The organism is Donghicola sp. XS_ASV15 (assembly GCF_041224595.1).
Taxonomy (GTDB): domain Bacteria; phylum Pseudomonadota; class Alphaproteobacteria; order Rhodobacterales; family Rhodobacteraceae; genus Donghicola.
Genome location: NZ_JBGFGN010000127.1, coordinates 1 through 19094, shown reverse-complemented (window position 1 = coordinate 19094; position 19094 = coordinate 1). Strand labels below are relative to the sequence as shown.

The window sequence follows — 19094 nt, the reverse complement described above, 5'->3', positions numbered from 1 at the left end:
CTCCGCCGGGGGAATGTTGCGCAGGAGCTTATGCTTCGGACGCCTTGATCAAGTCGATCGCCTCTTGTGCGGTTTCGACATAGTGGAACAGGTCCAGATCTTCGGGCGCGATAGTGCCCGCGTTCTTGAGTGCGTCCCAGTTCACGATGCTCTCCCAGAATTCGCGACCGAACAGTAGAATCGGCACGGGGTTCATCCGCTTGGTCTGGATCAGGGTCAGGGTTTCGAACAATTCATCCAACGTCCCGAAGCCACCGGGGAAGATCGTGATGGCGCGGGCGCGCATCAGGAAATGCATCTTGCGGATAGCAAAGTAGTGGAAGTTGAAGCTGAGTTCGGGCGTCACATAGGGGTTGGGCGCCTGCTCGTGGGGCAATACGATGTTGAAGCCGATGGACCGGCCACCCGCATCAATGGCCCCTAGGTTGCCAGCTTCCATCACACCGGGGCCGCCACCGGTTGCGACGACATTCTCGGTGCCGCCGGTTTTCAGCGATTCCTCGGTCATCAGGCGGGCAAACTCGCGTGCCTCGTCATAGTAGTGCGACAGCTCTGCCATGGCGGGGCTGCGGGCCATATCGCGGCGCTCGGGGCTGGGAATGCGTGCGCCGCCAAACATGACGACGGTCGACTGTACATTCTGTTCGTTCAGGATCAACTCGGGCTTCAGAAGCTCCAGCTGCAACCGCACGGGGCGCAGTTCGTCCTGTTTTAGAAAGTCCAGATCGTGGAAGGCCAACTGGTACGAAGGGGACAGAGTTTGCGGTGTGCGGGGCACGCCTTCGGCCAGGCGAATGTCGCGTTCGGCGTCGGGCAGCGGGTTCTGTCGATGGTCTTTCATAATGGCTCCGATAGGGATCTGTTCTTTAAGAGCTAAGTGTTTCCCATCAGCTTTGCCAGTCGGGCTTGTCAAACATGTGTATTTCCCGTTCACAGTGACCGATTATCAGGCTAAAAGCCCGCAAGTTTTGAAACAGCCAAACACTTGCTAAGGAGCCTGCCAATGTCCAACGCGCAGCTGGAAGCCGCCATCGAGGCAGCGTGGGAAAACCGCGACCAGATCACCCCCGCCACCACCGGCGAGACCCGCGAAGCGATCGAAGACACGCTGAACGCTCTGGACAGCGGCAGCCTGCGCGTCGCCGAGAAAACCGAAAGCGGCGACTGGCACGTGAACCAGTGGGCGAAAAAGGCCGTTCTGCTTGGCTTCCGCATCAAGGACATGGAAATCCAGACCGGTGGTCCGCAGGACAGTGGCTGGTGGGACAAAGTCGATAGCAAGTTCAAAGGCTGGGACGAGACCCAGTGGAAGGCCGCTGGCTTCCGCGCCGTGCCCAACTGCGTTGTGCGCAAGTCGGCCTTTATCGCGCCCGGCGTTGTTCTGATGCCGTCGTTCGTGAACCTTGGCGCTTACGTTGACGAAGGCACCATGGTCGACACTTGGGCGACCGTCGGGTCCTGCGCTCAGATCGGCAAGAACGTGCACCTGTCCGGCGGCGTCGGCATCGGCGGCGTGCTGGAACCCATGCAGGCGGGCCCGACTATCATCGAGGACAACTGCTTTATCGGTGCGCGTTCCGAGGTCGTCGAAGGCTGTATCGTCCGCGAAGGCTCGGTTCTGGGCATGGGCGTTTACATCGGCAAATCGACCAAGATCGTTGACCGCGAAACCGGCGAAGTCATGTACGGCGAAGTGCCCCCGTACTCGGTTGTCGTTTCGGGTTCGATGCCTTCGAAGAACGGCATCAACCTGTATTGCGCGGTCATCGTGAAGCGCGTGGACGAAAAGACCCGCAGCAAGACCGGCATCAACGAACTGCTGCGTGACTGATCAGAGAAACCTCGCGGTTTCGTGAACTTTGATAGGGCGGTCCACTGCGGGCCGCCCTTATTTCTATGGGAACTATTTCTCCGAGTAGGACTTGAGCCAGCAGTAGTTGTTTCGCTTTTAAGGAGAATGGATATGGCTGGTCTTGGTTGGCTTGCAGCAATTATTGTCGGCGCTTTGGCAGGTTGGATTGCTGAAAACCTGATGAACGCAAAAACAGGTCTGATCCTGAATATTGTTCTGGGTATCGTCGGTGCGATTGTTCTGAACGCGGTTCTGATGGTCGTGTTCGGTGGCACACTTGGCGGCATCATTGGACAGCTGATCGTGGGCATCATCGGTGCATGCATCCTGATTGCATTGGTCCGCGCTGTGAAAACCGCCTGATAGGGCGCATTGCCAAATAATCGACTTGGGCCGGCGTTCCACGGGAACTGCCGGCCTTTGTCTGTGTTAACTCCTTATGTTTGCTGATCTCTTAACCCCGCTTTTGTTTTCTGTCTTTGCGATTGCTGCGTTTGTCGTTGTCGTCGTGTCGATCAAAGCCACCGAATTGGCCGATATTATCGCCGACCGCACCGCCTTGGGCGAGGCGATGGTGGGTGCGTTGATCCTTGGTGGGGCCACGTCCTTGTCGGGCGTCGTTGTCTCTGTAACGGGGGCTTATAGCGGGGATGCCAGTTTCGCGTTTTCGAACGCGGTCGGGGGGATCGCGGCGCAGACGCTTTTCTTGGCGATCGCGGACCTACTGCACAAGCGCGCCAATCTAGAGCACGCTGCCGCAGAACCTGCGAACCTGTTCCAGGCGGTCCTGCTTCTGATCCTGCTGTCCTTGCCCATTGCGGCCATGTCGGGACCGGATATCGCCTATTTCGGCGTGCATCCGGCCTCTATCGCGCTGTTTCTGGCGTATGTTTGGGGTGTCCGTATCGCTGGGGATGTCAGCGATAACCCCATGTGGAAGCCAGTGGAAACCCGCGAAACCCGCCATGATGAACCCGAGAGCGAGCACGAGGCAGGCAAGTCCGCATCTAAACCCATCGCCGTATTCGTTGTGCTGGTGGCGATCATGGGTGCCTGCGGCTTCGTGATTTCGCAGGTGGGCGGTGAATTTATCGAACGCTTTGGACTGTCGTCGTCCTTGGTTGGCTCACTTGTGACGGCAGTCGTGACGTCTCTGCCCGAGTTTGTGACGACGTTGGTCGCCGTGCGCCGCGGGGCGCTCCAGCTCGCGGTGGGTGGGATCATCGGCGGCAACACATTTGATACGCTGTTCCTTGTGTTCTCTGATGTGGCCTATCGCGACGGTTCGCTCTACCACGCGGTGGGGATGAGCGATCTGTATTGGTTGGCCACTGGCATGTTGATGACTGCGGTTCTGCTCGGGGGACTAATCCTGCGTCAACGCAAGGGCCCTGCGAAGATCGGGATCGAGAGTGTGCTCATGATGGCAGTCTACGCCACCGCCGTTGCGGTCGAGGTCACAGCCCGCTAAGGCTTGACTTCGCGCCCGCCGCGCCCCATCGACAGGCCGTCCAGTTATCCAGAGGCCGATATGTCCGAGAAAAGCGAAAAACCCCGCAAGAAGCAGCAGGTCTACACGCTGGTGATCGAGCTGGGCAGGAAAAAGGGCGACGGCCTGCCCAAGAACGCCACCGGCGCGGGCCTTATGTGCTATGCCAGCGGCGTAGACGAGGCTGAGGCGGTTCGTGAAACCGTCGCCATCCTGAAGCAGGCCGACATGGCCCCGCTGGATGTGACCGGCTACGGCACGCTGGAAGAGCGAGAAAAGCAGGGCCACGAGATCGGCGATGAAGAGCGCGAGTTGATGGAACGCGCGTTGGCCGAGAACTCTGTGATCATCGCGCAGATGGACCCCTATTACGACTGACCCCTGTCATCCTGTTCGGATTTCGATAAAAGTGGCCCCGAAGCAAAGGAGCCACCTATGACTGACACCTGCCCTGTCGACCTGACCGCAAACCTGATCCGCTGCCCCTCGGTCACCCCCGAAGAAGGTGGTGCACTGGAACTGCTGGCTGGTGTGCTGGGAGATGCGGGCTTTGAGTGCACGCGGGTGGACCGGAACGGGACGCCAAACCTTTTTGCCCGTTGGGGTGCCAAAGGCGCGGCGAAAGCGCTGGGGTTCAACGGGCACACGGATGTGGTGCCCGTGGGCGATGTGGCCGACTGGACCGTCGATCCCTTTGGTGCCGAAATCAAAGGCCCGAACATGTACGGCCGCGGCGCTTGTGACATGAAATCGGGCGTGGCGGCCTTTGCCGCTGCCGCAGTGGATTTCGTCCAAACCCAAAAGCCCGACGGCGCAGTGATCCTGACAGTCACCGGTGACGAAGAAGGTCCGGCGCGGGACGGCACTGTTGCCTTGCTGGACTGGATGGACGCGCAGGGCGAGCGCATGACTGACTGTCTGGTGGGCGAGCCGACTTGCCAGAATGAAATGGGCGAGATGATCAAGATCGGTCGCCGCGGGTCGCTGACAGCCAAGTTTACCATCATCGGCCAGCAGGGGCATGTCGCCTATCCCCATCGCGCGAAAACGCCGATGGCGCCTATGGTACGCCTGATGGATCGCCTTGCCAGTCACACGCTGGACGAGGGGACCGATCACTTCGATCCTTCGAGCCTGCAGATAACGACGATCGACACGGGCAATGCTGCGACGAACGTGATCCCAAATCAGGTGAAATCCACGGTCAACATCCGCTTTAACGACGCGCACACAGGCGACAGTCTGATTGCGTGGATGCGGGCAGAGGCGGACAAAGTCGCCGTAGAGTTCGGGGTCGACGTCCAAATGACCACCAACATCTCGGGCGACAGCTTTGTCACCGAACCGGGCGCCTTTAGTCAGATGATCGTCAGCGCGGTAGAGGCCGTAACGTGCAAAACCCCGGAACTCTCGACCTCTGGCGGGACATCTGACGCGCGCTTTGTCAAAAACCACTGTCCTGTGGTGGAATGCGGGCTGGTTGGTACCTCGATGCACCAAGTTGATGAATACGTGGTGGTCGAGCAAATTCGCCAGCTCAAGGACATCTACACCCGCATCCTGACGGACTATTTTGCATGAGTTACAAGATTACCCCGACCGATGATCTGGATGCCTGCATGGCGATCCGGTTCACCGTGTTCGTTGACGAACAGGGCGTCCCCGCTGAGATTGAGCATGACGACTATGACATGGTCGCGCGGCACCTTCTGGCGACCAAGAACGGCCGTCCCGTCGGCACCGCGCGTATCGTTTTGCAGGGCAGCGCGGGTAAAATCGGGCGTGTTGCAGTGCTGAAAGAGGCTCGGGGCACCGGCCTTGGCGCGGCGCTTGTTCGGGCGTGCGAGAAGGAGATGAAGAAGCTGCCCGAGGTCAAGGAAACCATCCTGACCGCGCAGACCAGTGCGCTCGGCTTCTACGAAAAACTGGGCTACGTGGCCGAAGGCGATGAATTCGAGGATGCGGGAATTCCGCACCTCTTGATGCGCAGGCCCCTACGATAAGGGCTCTCGCTTTGTGAATGACGGCGCCTTTTGCCTGTGATAGGGGCGAAGGTATGAAGCAGATGCCCACAAAAGCTGACATCCTGAACTGGATCGAAGCGAACCCGACCCAAGCCAACAAGCGTGACATTGCCAAAGCCTTTGGCATCAAAGGGGCTGCGCGTATTGAACTCAAGCTGTTGCTGCGCGAGCTTGAGGACGAGGGGCATCTGGAAAAGCGCAAGAAATCCTATCGCGATCCTGATAGTCTGCCGCCCGTCAGTGTGCTGATGATGCACGCCCCCGATATCGACGGTGACCAGTTTGCCAAGCCCTTGGAATGGCATGGCGAAGGGGTGGAGCCGCGCATCCTGTACATCAAACGCCAGACCGACCCTGCCCTCGGCGAAGGGGACCGCATTCTGGGCAAGCTGCAGGCGGTCAAGGATCAGGATTACCATTACGAAGCGCGTCTGATCCGCAAGATCGGCGCGAACCCGCAGCGGATGCTAGGGGTCTACCGCGAAGGCTCCGAAGGGGGCCGGATCGTGCCCATCGACAAAGGCTCGGACAAGGAATGGATCGTGCCCGCAGGTCTGACCGGCGGCGCCAAGGATGGCGAGCTGGTTGAGGCGGAAACCGCTGGACCCAAGCACCGGATGGGCTTGCCCAAAGCGCGGATTGTAGAACGCCTTGGCGACCCAAGCGCGCCGCGCGCCGTGTCCCTGATCGCGATCCACCATCACGGGATTCCCGATGCCTTCCCTGACAAGGTGATTGCCGAAGCTGACAACATGAAACCTGCGGGTATGAAGGGTCGCGAGGACATGCGCGACATGCCCTTGGTTACGATCGACCCTGCGGATGCGCGCGACCACGATGACGCCGTTTGGGCGTACCGCGACGAAGACCCAAATAACGAGGGCGGCTTCGTCCTGTGGGTCGCGATTGCGGATGTGTCCCATTACGTTCAGCCCGGATCTTATCTGGATAACGAAGCGCGCAAGCGTGGCAACTCCAGCTACTTCCCCGATCGCGTGGTGCCAATGCTACCAGACCGTCTGTCGGGTGACCTGTGTTCGCTGCACGAAGGGGTGCCGCGCGCTGTGATTGCCTGCGAAATCCGGATTGATGCCCACGGCAAGAAGATCGGCCACCGCTTTGTGCGCGGGATGATGCAGTCGGCGGCCTCTCTCACGTATGAGCAGGCGCAGGCTGGCCGCGATGGCAATCCGGACGACAAGACCGCGCCGCTGATGGATGATGTGATTCATCCGCTGTTCGATGCCTATGCCGCGCTGGTCGAGGCCCGCAAGGATCGTCAGCCGTTGGAACTTGACCTGCCGGAGCGTCGGGTGGAGCTGGGGGATGACGGCAAGGTCGCCTCGATCACGATGAAAGAGCGTCTGGACGCGCACAAGCTGATCGAAGAGATGATGGTGCTGGCCAACGTCTGCGCCGCCGAAACGCTGGAAAAAAAGCGCACGCCGCTGCTGTACCGCGTGCATGAAGAGCCGCCGGCAGACAAACTGGAGTCCCTGCGTGAGGTCGCGAGCGAGTCAGGTTATACGCTGGCCAAGGGGCAGGTGCTGCAGACGCGCCACCTGAATAAACTGCTGAATGATGCGGCGGGTAGTGACGAGGCTGAACTAATCAATCTGTCCACCCTGCGGGCGATGACTCAGGCCTATTACTGCGCGGACAACTTCGGGCACTTTGGTCTGGCGCTGATGCGGTACGCGCACTTCACCTCGCCTATTCGCCGTTATGCGGACCTGATCGTGCACCGCGGTCTGATCTCGGCGCACAAGTGGGGGGATGATGGTCTGTCGCCCGAGGATATCGAGCGACTGGAAACCACAGCCAAGCATATCTCGGACACTGAGCGCCGGTCCATGATGGCCGAGCGGGACACGACTGACCGCTATCTGGCGGCCTATCTGTCAGAGCGGGTGGGCGCAGAGATGACTGGCCGGATCAGCGGGATCGCGCGGTTCGGGGCCTTTGTGAAGCTGGACGAAACCGGCGCAGACGGGCTCTTGCCGATCCGTACGCTGGGGCGTGAATTCTTCCACCACGATGCAGAAAGCCAGACCCTGATGGGGTCCGAAACCGGTCTGTTGATTGGTCTGGGCCAGCGCGTCACCGTTCGCATCGCCGAAGCGGTTGCCGTGACCGGTGGTCTGACGCTGGAATTGCTAGAGATCGAAGGCAAAGCCTTGCCCCGCGGCAAGCAGCGCCCTGCAAGGGGCCCGGCCAAGCGCAAGATGGTGAAGGAAAAGCGCAAGCGCGACCGGATTGAACGCAAGGTCAAGCGTAAGCGGAAATGAAAGCCTGATCGCACCGGTCCAGATAGAGCATGATTCGCTTGTCGGACCGGATGCGGTGGCGCAGGGGTGTTTCCATCGGTAAATTGCGGATCGCCCCCAAAACAGCCAGACATGCCGCATCCACAGCCGTGGCAGTGTTCCCCAGAACGAACGGGCGTTCCCCCAAAAACTCTGCCAATGCGGCCAAGTCGCGTCCCACGAGCGCCATGCGTTCCGCGTCGGTGCAGCGCGCAATGCCGTGGCGTTCCAATCCGCGCCGAACGCCTTTGCGGATTGTGTCTCCTACGGGGTGACGCAACATTGCCGGCATACCCGCAAAGAAAGCGGCCCGGAATATCGCCCAACCGTCCTCGTGGATCCAGCGGTCGTAAACGAGCGCGTGATAGGGCCAATCTTCGATCATCCGCATGATGGCCTGCCCTTTGGCACGCGCCTCGGGCGCGCAATTGGGGTAAAAATCGGTGCCAGCCCGCTCGAGCGCGGCCTGAATAAGGTGACTGTCTGCAATCGTCACATCATTCCACAGTGCCACGGGCAGCTTGCCGTGCGGCATCCGTGACGGGTTTGAAACGCTCTTATGTGCCCATGCCTGACCCGACATGTTCAGCAGATAGATCATTTTGGTGCAAAAGGGGCTGAGGGAAGGTTCATGCAGCCCTGCGGGGAATGTCAGAAGCGTGATCATTGGCGTGTTCTGGTTGAAATATCTTGGGCAAAGCTATCACAGGATTTTCAAACCACAGGGATCCGTCTGGCACTTTCGGCGAAATGCCGCGCTATTCGCTTGTAATGCGCAAAACACTGCCATTTCCTAGGGAAACAGGGGCTGTCAGGTTGTCGGGCGGTATGTGTGCGTTAGCCTTTGCAATATCAAAGATAAGAGCAGGTATCACAAATGACCCCATGCAGGATATTTATCCTGATCAGCACGGCGTGTTGCGCAACTGCTGTGGCAGCCAGTGAACTAGCCCATGATCTAGGGGCAGGAGATGCGCCTTCTGTGGCAGTTATTGAAAGCAAGGTTTATGCTGCTTCGGCAATCCGGCCCAAGCTGCGACCTGCTTTGGCCCAACAGTCAGAGGTGCCACAGGTGACCGAAATAGCAGCAGAGTCCGGCTATGCCGCTTGGGTGAGTGGGTTTCGCGGCCGTGCCCTGTCGCAGGGGATCAGCGAAGCCACGCTGCAAAAAGCATTTTCTGGCGCCAAGTACCTGCCAGATGTCGTGCGCCGCGATCGAAATCAATCCGAGTTTACCAAGACCCTTTGGGACTATCTGGATAGCGCGGTGTCCGACGCGCGCGTTCGGAACGGCAAGGCCGCCTTGCAGCAGAATGCGAGCACGCTGAACGCGATCGAAAAGCAGTATGGCGTGGAGAAAGAGATCGTCGCTGCCATTTGGGGACTCGAAAGTGCCTATGGCTCGTACCGAGGTGATACCGATATTGTCAGCGCGCTTTCGACTTTGGCATTTGACGGCCGCCGCGGAGCCTTTTTCGAGCAACAGTTGATTGCAGCGCTTCAGATTTTGCAAAGTGGCGACGTGTCGGCGCGCAATATGAAAGGCTCTTGGGCAGGGGCGATGGGGCACACCCAGTTCATTCCCACAAGCTACCTGGATTATGCCGTTGATCACAACGGCGATGGGCGGCGGGATATCTGGAGTGATGATCCTACGGATGCTTTGGCTTCGACCGCTGCCTATTTGTCCAAGTTCGGATGGGTGACCGGGATGCCTTGGGGCGTAGAAGTCATTTTGCCCGACGGCTTCGACTATACATTGGCTGACAGAAGCATCCTGCGGATGCCGTCGGATTGGGCCCGTCTCGGGGTCACCGACACCAAGGGCGTACCAATTCGTGACTTCGGCTCGGCATCAATTCTGTTGCCCGCTGGCGCCGAAGGTGCGGCCTTCATGATTTTCAAGAACTTCGAGGTGCTCGAGCGCTACAACACGGCGGACGCTTATGTCATCGGTGTTGGTCATTTGGGCGACCGCCTGCGCGGAGAGGGACCGATCAAAGCCAATTGGCCGCGCGGGGATCGCGCTTTGACCTTTGACGAGCGCAAGGAGCTGCAAGATCGCTTGACGCGCGCTGGTTTCACAACCAAGGGCGTCGATGGCCGCATCGGACCCAACACGATTGATGCAGTAAGAGCCTATCAGGTTGCCAAAGGACTGACACCGGACGGATACCCCTCGCTCCGCTTGCTAGAGCGGCTGCGATAGGACGACGGCGCGGATTTAGATGATTTCGTCTTCGTCGAACATGGGGGCTTCTAGCAATTCAGCCTCCATCTGTTCGACGGTTTCGCCCGCCTGTTCCATGCGTTTGATCTGAGCGATGTGGTAGATCGCATCACCTTCGTTCACCACGGGCATGACTGCGCGGCCTACAATGATCCCGCTGCTTTCTGCCAAGATTTCGGATTCCATTTCACCAAACGGGTCCGAGATCAGTCCCAGAATATCGCCTTCGTTCACCACTTCACCGCGCCGTTTGAAGGTCCGCATCAGGCCGCCCATCGGCGCACGGGTCCAGCTTGATCCCAGCGACAGCATGGGTTGCGCCTTGACCGTAGGTACGCCCTTCCTTGCGATCATTCCCAGGTCGCGCATGACGCGCAGAATCCCTGCAACGCCGGTGCGCACGGCCATCTCGTCAAACCGTAGTCCTTCGCCGGCCTCATACAGCAGGATGTCCACGCCGCGCTCTTTCGCGACGCCGCGCAGCGATCCGTCCCGAAGTTTCGAAGTCATGATCACCGGCGCGCCAAAGCTCTTGGCGAGGTCCATCAAGCGATCGTTGCCGGGCGAGATCCGGATTTGGGGCAGGTTGGTGCGGTGCACCGCAGCCGAATGCAAGTCGATCCCCAGATCGGCCCGCAGAACCACATCGTTCAAAAAGATATGGGCCAGACGGCTGGCCAGTGACCCTGTCGGATGGCCCGGAAAACTGCGGTTCAGATCGCGCCGGTCCGGCAGGTAGCGCGAGTGACTGAGGAAGCCGAACGAGTTTACGATCGGCACCACGAGAAGGGTGCCCGCCAGACGGTTCAACGAAGGCACACGCAGCAAACGCCGCACGATTTCCACGCCAATCACCTCGTCTCCGTGGACGCCCGCACTGACGAACATGGTCGGCCCGGGTCTGCTGCCGTGAATCACATGCACAGACAGATTGACCGGTGTGTGATCGGATTGGACGGTGACAGGAAGGTCAACGGTTGCACGAAGTCCGGGCGGGATGCTGCGTCCGGCGATTTCAAAGGGCTTACGGCGGGTCATATCTGCAACTTTCTAGCGTGTTACATCTCTTTCACGAAGAATCCAAAGGGTGAAGCCCTTTTCGACAGCCACAGGATAGAGTACACCGCCCGCCGTACTGTAACGGAGGACCCTGATATGGGCTATAAGGTCGTCGTCGCTGGCGCCACGGGCAATGTGGGCCGCGAAATGCTGAATATTCTGGTGGAACGCCAGTTCCCTGTCGATGAGTTGGCGGCGCTGGCAAGCCGCCGCAGCCTCGGCACTGAAGTAAGCTTTGGCGACAAGACCGTGACCACCCAGGATCTCGATACCTTCGATTTCTCTGGCTGGGACATCGCTCTGTTCGCCGTCGGTTCTGAGGCCACCAAGAAGTATGCGCCCATCGCGGCGGCAGCTGGTTGCGTCGTGATCGATAACTCCTCGCTCTACCGCTACGACCCCGAGATCCCGCTGGTCGTTCCGGAAGTGAACCCCGAGGCCGTCGATAACTACAAGAACAAGAACATCATCGCGAACCCCAACTGCTCGACCGCGCAGATGGTTGTCGCGCTGAAGCCCCTGCATGACCGCGCCAAGATTAAGCGCGTTGTCGTCAGCACCTACCAGTCGGTATCTGGCAGCGGCAAAGACGCGATCGACGAGCTGTGGGACCAGACCAAGGGCATGTATGTCCCCGGTCAGGAAAAGGAGCCGAAGGTCTACCCCAAGCAGATCGCCTTTAACTGCATTCCGCAGATCGACGTGTTCATGGACAGCGGCGATACCAAGGAAGAGTGGAAGATGATTGTCGAGACCAAGAAGATCGTCGATCCGTCGATCAAGGTCACTGCAACCTGCGTCCGCGTTCCTGTGTTTGTTGGCCACTCGGAATCGATCAACATCGAAACCGAAGAGTTCCTAGACGAAGACGAAGCGCGCGACATCCTGCGCGAGGCACCCGGTATCATGGTGATCGACAAGCGCGAGCCCGGTGGCTATGTCACGCCGGTCGAGTGCGTGGGTGATTATGCAACCTTTATCAGCCGCATCCGTCAGGACGTGACCGTTGAAAACGGTCTGAACCTGTGGTGCGTTTCGGACAACCTGCGCAAGGGCGCGGCCCTGAACGCAGTTCAGATCGCCGAAACTCTGGGCAAGCGTTGCCTGAAGAAGGGCTGATTTCAGCCCTACATCGCTGAATAGAACGTACAAGGCGCGCTCCGAACGGGGCGCGTTTTTTCATTTTGCGGACCAATATGTAATTTTTCCTGAGGTTGTCCCCCAAGTGCGATCCCAACCATACTAGAGCGGCATTTTCATCATCAGAATGTTTGGAAACCCCATGCTCAAACTTTGTATGGTTGCGCCTTTGGCGTTGGTTGTTAGTTGGTCGTTTGCTTTGGCCGGAGAAAAAGAATTTATCGCCTCGACAGGGAATGCCTACCAGTACGGCAACCCCTATCAGATGAAGGCAACCGTCTATGCCCCGGATGCTGCCGTGCTTGGCGGGCGCTACGTGGTACTGCCCGAAGGTGTCTGTGCGAATGACCGAGAGCGCATTCTGGACTGGGCTGCTGGCACCCACGGTTTCGGCGCGGTTGCCGTGCCATCACTGCCAGAAGACATCGAAACAGACTGTCAGATCGTCAATCCGAACCTGCGCGGTGGGTTCGCCGACGGATTTGCGTCGCAAGAAGATGCGGATGCCACAGCACTGGCCCGATGCGAAGCCAAAAGACTGGATGGATACGGAGAATGTTTTCTCATTGCGCGGGTTGCGGACGGTCGCGAATAAGGGTCTGCATAGCTTGATTTGTGCCAATCTCACAGGCGCTTAGAGAAAGTCTAGGAGTTACACCTGTAACTCACGGTTGATCACAGAGCCGCGAGACTCGGGTTTTTGTAAGTTTGTCTCGGAACGTTTTCTGGGCGCTCGACGTTGGGTGCCCAGAAATGACCGAGAGGAATTAGTTATGACTTTCAAGACCTTCGTAGTGACTTCGACTATTGCCCTGCTGCCCATCGCCGGCTTTGCCGCGTCCGAAGAGCAGTTGATTGAATCAACAGATAACCCTGTTCAATACCATGGTCCCGACTCGCCTATGGTTGATGTCGCGACTGACGGCTCGATGTTCCCCGAAGCACGTCACCTGACCGTTATTGAGAATGTTTGCGAGAACGACAAAGCCGACATCATCGATTGGGCCGCCGACACTGAGGGCTACGCATCGATGGCGGTTCCCGCACTGCCCGCAGGCACTTCGAACGACTGTAGCATCCAGAACCCCGAAGTTGTGACTGGCTTGGCTCAGGACTTCTCTGGGTTTGAAATCAGCGACAAGGTCGCGCTTGATATCTGTAATGCTTCATTGCTTGACGGATATGGTGAGTGCTTCGTGATTGCCCGTGTCACTGACCAAGACAACGTCGTGACCACCCAATAATAATTCATATATTTCGAGTTCCAGGCGCGGTATTCACCGCGCCTTTTTCGATTCGTTTCATCCGATTCCCGTTGAGACAGGTCCACGCCGCAGTGCGCAGGCGTAGAGGCGTCTACTCAAAAAGACGGTGTGGGCGTCCGAATCCATCAGGTTTCCACCCATAGGGCAGTCGGGCGAGTGGCGCGCTTCGTCAGTAGACTAAGTGCACACACTTCGGACGGAGGCCTCTCAATGTTTACACTCGGACATTTTCTTGCCGCGCGCAGGCTTTCGTCCTCGTCTATCGCTGCGGAGCCCTTGGAAGAGCCTGTTCGGAAAAAAGTCAGCCGCTCCGAAATAGAGCGGCTGTTTGAAACGGACCTTCGGGCCCACACAGAGATTTTGTGCCGTGGTTCAGTCTTGGGTCAGACCTTCGAGAACCGATCGGTCGCAGGATCGTAGCATTCCAAAGAGCCCTCGCCGATGTCAGTCCACAGACCGTGTAGCGACAGAGTGCCTTCTTTGACTGCGGTTTCGATGAACGGGAACGTCATGAGGTTCTCTAGCGATACGCAGACCGCTTTTTTCTCGAGCGCGCGCAGGCGCTCTTGCTCGCCCTGAATATTCTCGATCTCCGCATAGCCGGGACGCAGGATGTCCATCCACCGTCCGACAAAGCTGGTCTTCTCGTCCAACTCGGGAGCATGACCGCTGCACATGCTCATGCAGCCCGCAACACCGCCGCAGTTTGAATGACCCAAAACGATCAAGTGCGCGACCTTGAGCGCCGTGACCGCATATTCCACGGTCGCAGATGTCCCGTGCTGGAGGCCATCGGGCTCATACGGGGGGACCAAGTTTGCGATGTTGCGATGGATAAAGAATTCGCCGGTATCCGCACCAAAGATCGAGGTCACGTGCACACGAGAATCACAGCACGAAATGACCATAGCGCGCGGGCGCTGACCTTCGTCCGCGAGCCGGCGATACCACGCCTGATTCTCGGAATAAGTCGTCGCGTGCCACCCGTGATAGCGCTGCAGCAGGTAGGAAGGCAGCGGCTTCGCAAATTTCATAAGAGATCCTCCGACGCATTTTACGCAAAATTAGCGCTGTATATCCCAATTGGCGAGGGGAATTAAACAACTGTTCTGTATAGAAATAACGGTTTTGCGGGAGATGAACGCGAAAAACGGCGTCACGATATGTAAGCTAGAATTATACTAAGGTTTCTCGCCAGACACAAAGGTATACCAGAGGGTTTAAATGGTATGCGGGCGATTTACGCAGCCATTCTTTGATTTAATCTCGCGTTCGTTGGGTATCGGGCGCACCTGATCGATTACCTCACAACAGGCGAAACGGTCCCATTGGTGTCATCATCACGGCATCTGGATCGTAGTCGCCCTTAGCCAGTGCGGCCTTTCGGGGGAAGGTGACACTGGCTACGGTCGATGATCTGTTTCATGCGCTCCGAAGTCAATTGACTTGCACCATGTGGTGTATGTCGTCCGCGCCGCGGACACCTATGTGGGTCATTCGCACACGCGTTCGACCAAACCAAAGTAAGGGCTTGCTCGGCAGGCTCATTGAAGTGGAGTGAACAGACCTATGATTGCAGAGAACGCAGGGTCAAAACGCATCCTGATGATCGACGATCATCAACTCATCCTCGACGTGTTGATGCGTTACTTTAATGCAGCGCTCGAAGCACAAGTCGACACTGCCCCCGATTTGGAAATCGCCCTCGGTTTGATCGAAGAGCACCATTATGATCTCATCTTGCTGGACTACAACCTGCCGGGTGTGTCTGGTTTGTCTGGTCTGTCGCAGGTGCTGGAACGTTCGGAAAACACCCCGACCGCGTTGATTTCGTCTGATCTGCCCCGTGAGGCAATTTACGACGCAATGGCGATGGGCGCCAAAGGCTACATTCCCAAAACCAGCCGCGCCGAAGCGTTCGCCAACGCGATCCGGTTCCTGCTGATGGGGGAAACCTTCCTGCCTGCGGAATTCTTTACCCGTAAAGCAGAGCCCAAGAAGCCCCGTATCGAGAACCTGTCCTCGCGTGAGAGTGACGTTCTCTTGCTGGTCGCCGAAGGCCGCTCGAACAAGGACGTGGCCAACGAGTTGGGTCTGAGCGAGACCACCGTAAAGATGCACCTGCGCTCGATCTACTCCAAGATTGGCGTGGATAACCGCACCCAAGCGGCACTCTGGGCCAACCAGCGCAAGTTGTGATCCGGTCGGCCTTGCGGTCACCGCGCGGCACGCTAGGCTGCGCGGCAAGACCGCAGTCAGGAGGCCGCAATGACATTGCAATTCGCGCAGCAGACCACCGACGCTCTGCCACTTCACGTGGTTGGGGCCGATGATCTGGATAGCTTTATCGAGACATTGACGCCCGCCCATGCCGCATGGGTTCGGGCGTCTGTTTTTTCTGGCGCAATTGGTCAGTCCTTGGTGCTGCCGGGGGCGGATGGAGCACCTGCAGGCGCTCTGGTCGGTTACGGCACTTCTGCCAATCGCGCCCGTGGCCGTTTTGCTTTGGCCGCCGCTGTGCCTGCCCTGCCGCCGCTGACCTTTGCCTTGGCAGGCGGTATCCCGGCCGAGATGCTGGAGCAAGAGACCTTGGGTTGGTTGCTGACCGGATATCGGTTTGACCGCTACAAATCGCAGGCTTCGCTGGGGGCGCAACTGGTCGCGCCCGAGGGCGTAGATGCCGCCCGCGTCGAAGTTCTGGCTAATGCCGAAGCGCTAACTCGCACGCTTATCAACACCCCTGCCGCCGACATGGGCCCCGCGCAACTGGAGAACGCAGCTCGAGAACTGGCCGACGCCCATGGCGCCTCAATTGACGTTACCTTGGGCGAGGCACTGCTGGAACAGAACTTCCCCATGATCCACGCGGTTGGCCGTGCCGCCGAACAAGAGCCGCGCCTGATTGATATGCGCTGGGGCGATTCTGGCCCGACCCTGACCTTGGTGGGCAAGGGCGTGTGCTTTGACACGGGTGGTCTGAACCTGAAGCCCGGCAGCTCTATGGGCTTGATGAAAAAGGACATGGGTGGATCGGCGACCGTTCTGGGTCTGGCGCAGATTATCATGGCGTCCGGCTGGCAAGTGCGTCTGCGTGTCCTGATTCCCGCGGTCGAGAACAACGTATCGGGGAACAGTTTCCGTCCCGGCGATATTCTGACAGCTCGCAATGGAATGACCGTCGAAATCAACAATACCGACGCCGAGGGGCGTTTGGTCCTAGCTGATGCGTTGGCATATGGGGCCGAGGAAACCCCCGATTTGATGTTGACCATGGCGACCCTGACAGGGGCGGCACGTGTGGCCGTCGGTCCCGACATCGCGCCGTTTTACACCGATGATGCGGCGCTCGCGCAGGCGCTGATGGCAGCAGGTCCAAAGATGGCGGACCCCGTCTGGCAGATGCCGTTTCATGAGCCCTACGAGCCGATGATCGAGCCGGGAATTGCCGATCTGGACAATGCCCCGTCCGGCGGCTTTGCCGGGTCCATCACTGCTGCCCTTTTCCTGCGCCGTTTTGCGGGCGCAGGACGGTATGCTCATTTCGACATCTACGGCTGGAACCCGACCCCGCAACCTGCGCGGCCCAAGGGGGGCGTTCAGCAGGGCGCCCGCGCGCTATTTATGGCTCTGCACAAGGTGCTAGATCTGTGAGTGATCGCCGCAGAACGCCCGCTAATGCCCGTGTCGCGCTGAATTCTTTGCGTGGGCAGGTCGATGCTGAACGCTTTGTGGGCGGGACCCCAAAACGCGTGATTTCCGCTGTTGTCGACATCTGTGCGGCGCCCGCTGGCGCCCGTGACCGGCAGGCTCTGTACGGTGCAGAGATGCTGGTGATCGAGGAAAAAGACGGTTGGGCCTTTGTGCAGGCGCGGGCGGACGGGTATGTGGGCTACCTTCCAGCCGAAGCGCTTGGTGATCCGGTCGAGGTCAATCAGGTCGTGAGCGCACTTGCGACCCATGCTTATTCCAAGCCTGATTTGAAATCGCCCGAAATCCTGAGTCTCTCTCATAGCAGCCGGTTGCGCATCGTTGGTGCCGAAGGTGATTTTTTTGAGACTGTCGAAGGATGGTATGTTCCGCGCCAGCACTTGCGAGCCTTCAATGCGCCTCTTCGGGATCCGGCAACAGTGGCGCAGCAGTTCTTTGGCGTGCCTTACCTATGGGGAGGTAATTCGAGTTGGGGGATCGATTGTTCCGGGCTGGTGCAGGCGGCGTGTCTTGCTTGCGGGATTGCTTGTCCCGGAGACAGCGATATGCAGGCCGATGAACTGGGGGCAGAGTTGCCATCAGCCACGGCGCTACAGCGCGGCGATCTGGTCTTCTGGAAGGGGCATGTGGCCATGATGGTGGATGCCGAAGTGCTGATCCATGCAAATGCTCACACGATGTCTGTGGCATATGAGCCTTTGGATGCTGCGATCTTTCGCATTGGTGCGGCCGGAGATGGGCCCGTAACCAAGATGCGACGGATCACTAGACCGACCTGATCAGCTTTTTCTCCAAAACGCGCAGGACCACGCGCAGATCCTGGCCGCGCTTCAGGATCTGCCCATCCATGCCGATGACGGCGTACATGCCTTGGCGGTGACGAAGCTTTGGCCGCTTTTCGATCCGGTAAAGGGGGTGCTCTGCGGTGCGCCGGAACACGGAAAAAACGGCGACATCCTTTAGCATCGACAGACCATAGTCGCGCCATTCTCCGGCAGCGACCATGCGTCCGTACAAGGATAGAATCACGGATAACTCAAGACGATCGAACGCGACGCGTTCTGTACCGCCCGTCAGATGAGAAGGCGTTTGTATGTTCATTCCAACAGATTTGCGCCTTGGTTCACGCAAATCAAGAAAATCGAGCGGGTTTGTCGCGAAAATGCCGTGATCTTGCCCATCCGGTTCCACAACCGACTGACAGGTTTGGTATCAGCGATGCGCTAACCCGGTGCGGTGGGCCTAAGCCCCCACGAGGGCCCGCTGCACCGGGGTCCATTGCTCACTGGCAGTACAGGTTCACCACCGTGCCGTTCCCATCCACAAAGATGTTTAGGCGCTCGGGGCGGTAGTCCTCGGTGTAGATATCGTTGACCCCCAGAACACGAACGGGTCCGGTATGCGCAGCCGAGTCGAATTCGCTGATGTTCTGCCCCAGAAGGTGCTGCAATTTTTCCGAACCGCAAGTATCCGCGATGGTCTTCGTTTCTTCCCATGGTTCGCTGACGCCGACCACGTCTTCGGCGATGTCTTTTGTTTTCGCGCAAGAACTGATCAAAGCGACTGCAATCAAAAAGGCTGCGGTTCTCATGTCCCCTCCAGAATATCATTGGGGCACGCGTGGCAGCGGTGCCCGCGGGGACACTAAGTCAACTTCTCTGCAAATGATAAGAAAAACTGACATGGAATTGTCAGAGGAGGCCACGACCGCTATGGCATGAGGCAGGCGTCCCTTGCCCGAGAAGGAAACTGCTGTGCTTATCCGACCCGCCACCCCCCAAGATTCTGATGCCGTTTGGGTCATGCTCGAGCCGGTTTTTCGCGCCGGAGAGACCTATGCGATACCCACGGATATTTCGAAAGAGGCTGCATTGGCCTACTGGGTCACGTCCGTCAAGGTGGTGTAATTTGTCGGGTGGCCTGAGGTCATGATCAGGCGGCTTTTATGCTGAGAATTGGGTCTGTCTCCTCGTTGTCGATCTGAGCGAATGCCTCGACCATCATGTAGCGGCTGGCGGTTT

Annotated in this window: 21 protein-coding genes; 15 read left to right on the top strand and 6 right to left on the bottom strand. The window is 58.4% G+C overall.

Annotated elements, in window-relative coordinates; translation table 11 throughout:
• Window positions 1-28: 28 nt before the first annotated feature.
• Window positions 29-841, bottom strand: coding sequence for an LOG family protein (locus tag AB9K37_RS07945; protein WP_369836890.1), 813 nt, complete (start codon window positions 839-841; stop codon window positions 29-31).
• Between the two features lie 162 nt (window positions 842-1003).
• Here AB9K37_RS07945 and dapD point away from each other — a divergent pair, with 162 nt between their 5' ends.
• From dapD to rnr, 7 genes are all read left to right on the top strand, one after another.
• Window positions 1004-1831, top strand: coding sequence for a 2,3,4,5-tetrahydropyridine-2,6-dicarboxylate N-succinyltransferase (gene dapD, locus AB9K37_RS07940; protein WP_369836887.1), 828 nt, complete (start codon window positions 1004-1006; stop codon window positions 1829-1831).
• 132 nt (window positions 1832-1963) lie between these two features.
• Window positions 1964-2215, top strand: coding sequence for a GlsB/YeaQ/YmgE family stress response membrane protein (locus AB9K37_RS07935; RefSeq protein ID WP_369836885.1), 252 nt, complete (start codon window positions 1964-1966; stop codon window positions 2213-2215).
• A 76-nt stretch (window positions 2216-2291) separates the two neighbouring features.
• A complete protein-coding gene (locus AB9K37_RS07930; RefSeq protein WP_369836883.1) occupies window positions 2292-3323 on the top strand; it encodes a sodium:calcium antiporter in 1032 nt (343 codons plus the stop codon).
• Between the two features lie 60 nt (window positions 3324-3383).
• On the top strand, window positions 3384-3719 hold the full coding sequence (locus AB9K37_RS07925) for a hypothetical protein (RefSeq protein WP_072708474.1): 336 nt from the start codon (window positions 3384-3386) through the stop codon (window positions 3717-3719).
• A 57-nt stretch (window positions 3720-3776) separates the two neighbouring features.
• Window positions 3777-4922, top strand: coding sequence for a succinyl-diaminopimelate desuccinylase (gene dapE / locus AB9K37_RS07920; RefSeq protein WP_369836880.1), 1146 nt, complete (start codon window positions 3777-3779; stop codon window positions 4920-4922).
• A complete protein-coding gene (locus AB9K37_RS07915) occupies window positions 4919-5344 on the top strand; it encodes a GNAT family N-acetyltransferase (protein ID WP_369836877.1) in 426 nt (141 codons plus the stop codon). The genes dapE and AB9K37_RS07915 overlap by 4 nt, the downstream gene beginning before the upstream one ends.
• Before the next feature lie 53 nt (window positions 5345-5397).
• Window positions 5398-7653, top strand: coding sequence for a ribonuclease R (gene rnr / locus AB9K37_RS07910; protein WP_369836874.1), 2256 nt, complete (start codon window positions 5398-5400; stop codon window positions 7651-7653).
• On the opposite strand, the gene AB9K37_RS07905 is transcribed toward rnr, so the two are convergent.
• Window positions 7634-8338: a glutathione S-transferase family protein gene (locus AB9K37_RS07905; protein ID WP_369836871.1), complete on the bottom strand. Its 705-nt coding sequence runs from the start codon at window positions 8336-8338 to the stop codon at window positions 7634-7636. The genes rnr and AB9K37_RS07905 overlap by 20 nt on opposite strands.
• A 315-nt stretch (window positions 8339-8653) precedes the next feature.
• Between AB9K37_RS07905 and AB9K37_RS07900 the strand changes: the two genes are divergently transcribed.
• Window positions 8654-9880: a lytic murein transglycosylase gene (locus AB9K37_RS07900; protein WP_369836868.1), complete on the top strand. Its 1227-nt coding sequence runs from the start codon at window positions 8654-8656 to the stop codon at window positions 9878-9880.
• Window positions 9881-9895: 15 nt separating this feature from the next.
• On the opposite strand, the gene AB9K37_RS07895 is transcribed toward AB9K37_RS07900, so the two are convergent.
• The gene (locus AB9K37_RS07895; protein WP_369836866.1) at window positions 9896-10939 is read right to left on the bottom strand and encodes a succinylglutamate desuccinylase/aspartoacylase family protein; all 1044 of its coding nucleotides are present in this window, start codon (window positions 10937-10939) and stop codon (window positions 9896-9898) included.
• A gap of 117 nt (window positions 10940-11056) precedes the next feature.
• Here AB9K37_RS07895 and AB9K37_RS07890 point away from each other — a divergent pair, with 117 nt between their 5' ends.
• The 3 genes from AB9K37_RS07890 (at window position 11057) to AB9K37_RS07880 (ending at window position 13344) form a co-directional block, all read left to right on the top strand.
• Window positions 11057-12079 carry an aspartate-semialdehyde dehydrogenase gene (locus tag AB9K37_RS07890; protein ID WP_369836863.1) on the top strand — a complete coding sequence of 341 codons (1023 nt, stop codon included), beginning with the start codon at window positions 11057-11059 and terminating at the stop codon, window positions 12077-12079.
• A 163-nt stretch (window positions 12080-12242) separates the two neighbouring features.
• Window positions 12243-12695 (top strand): hypothetical protein, encoded by a 453-nt coding sequence (locus tag AB9K37_RS07885; protein ID WP_369836860.1) that lies wholly within the window; start codon window positions 12243-12245, stop codon window positions 12693-12695.
• Between the two features lie 178 nt (window positions 12696-12873).
• Window positions 12874-13344 carry a hypothetical protein gene (locus AB9K37_RS07880; RefSeq protein ID WP_369836857.1) on the top strand — a complete coding sequence of 157 codons (471 nt, stop codon included), beginning with the start codon at window positions 12874-12876 and terminating at the stop codon, window positions 13342-13344.
• 404 nt (window positions 13345-13748) lie between these two features.
• Here the strand turns inward: AB9K37_RS07880 and AB9K37_RS07875 are convergent, their stop codons facing one another.
• Window positions 13749-14399 carry a carbonic anhydrase gene (locus AB9K37_RS07875; RefSeq protein ID WP_369836855.1) on the bottom strand — a complete coding sequence of 217 codons (651 nt, stop codon included), beginning with the start codon at window positions 14397-14399 and terminating at the stop codon, window positions 13749-13751.
• Between the two features lie 535 nt (window positions 14400-14934).
• On the opposite strand from AB9K37_RS07875, the gene AB9K37_RS07870 reads away from it, so the two are divergent.
• The 3 genes from AB9K37_RS07870 (at window position 14935) to AB9K37_RS07860 (ending at window position 17852) form a co-directional block, all read left to right on the top strand.
• Window positions 14935-15564 carry a response regulator gene (locus tag AB9K37_RS07870; protein ID WP_369836853.1) on the top strand — a complete coding sequence of 210 codons (630 nt, stop codon included), beginning with the start codon at window positions 14935-14937 and terminating at the stop codon, window positions 15562-15564.
• Between the two features lie 69 nt (window positions 15565-15633).
• Window positions 15634-17016, top strand: a complete 1383-nt coding sequence (locus tag AB9K37_RS07865; RefSeq protein WP_369836851.1) for a M17 family metallopeptidase — start codon at window positions 15634-15636, stop codon at window positions 17014-17016.
• The gene (locus tag AB9K37_RS07860; RefSeq protein ID WP_369836848.1) at window positions 17013-17852 is read left to right on the top strand and encodes a C40 family peptidase; all 840 of its coding nucleotides are present in this window, start codon (window positions 17013-17015) and stop codon (window positions 17850-17852) included. The genes AB9K37_RS07865 and AB9K37_RS07860 overlap by 4 nt, the downstream gene beginning before the upstream one ends.
• On the opposite strand, the gene AB9K37_RS07855 is transcribed toward AB9K37_RS07860, so the two are convergent.
• Window positions 17839-18174 carry a DUF2794 domain-containing protein gene (locus AB9K37_RS07855; protein WP_369836947.1) on the bottom strand — a complete coding sequence of 112 codons (336 nt, stop codon included), beginning with the start codon at window positions 18172-18174 and terminating at the stop codon, window positions 17839-17841. The genes AB9K37_RS07860 and AB9K37_RS07855 overlap by 14 nt on opposite strands.
• A gap of 181 nt (window positions 18175-18355) precedes the next feature.
• Window positions 18356-18664 (bottom strand): I78 family peptidase inhibitor, encoded by a 309-nt coding sequence (locus AB9K37_RS07850; RefSeq protein ID WP_369836845.1) that lies wholly within the window; start codon window positions 18662-18664, stop codon window positions 18356-18358.
• 163 nt (window positions 18665-18827) lie between these two features.
• Here AB9K37_RS07850 and AB9K37_RS07845 point away from each other — a divergent pair, with 163 nt between their 5' ends.
• Entirely contained in the window at window positions 18828-18980 is a 153-nt protein-coding gene (locus tag AB9K37_RS07845; RefSeq protein WP_369836842.1) for a hypothetical protein, read from the top strand.
• The last annotated feature ends 114 nt before the right edge of the window (window positions 18981-19094 follow it).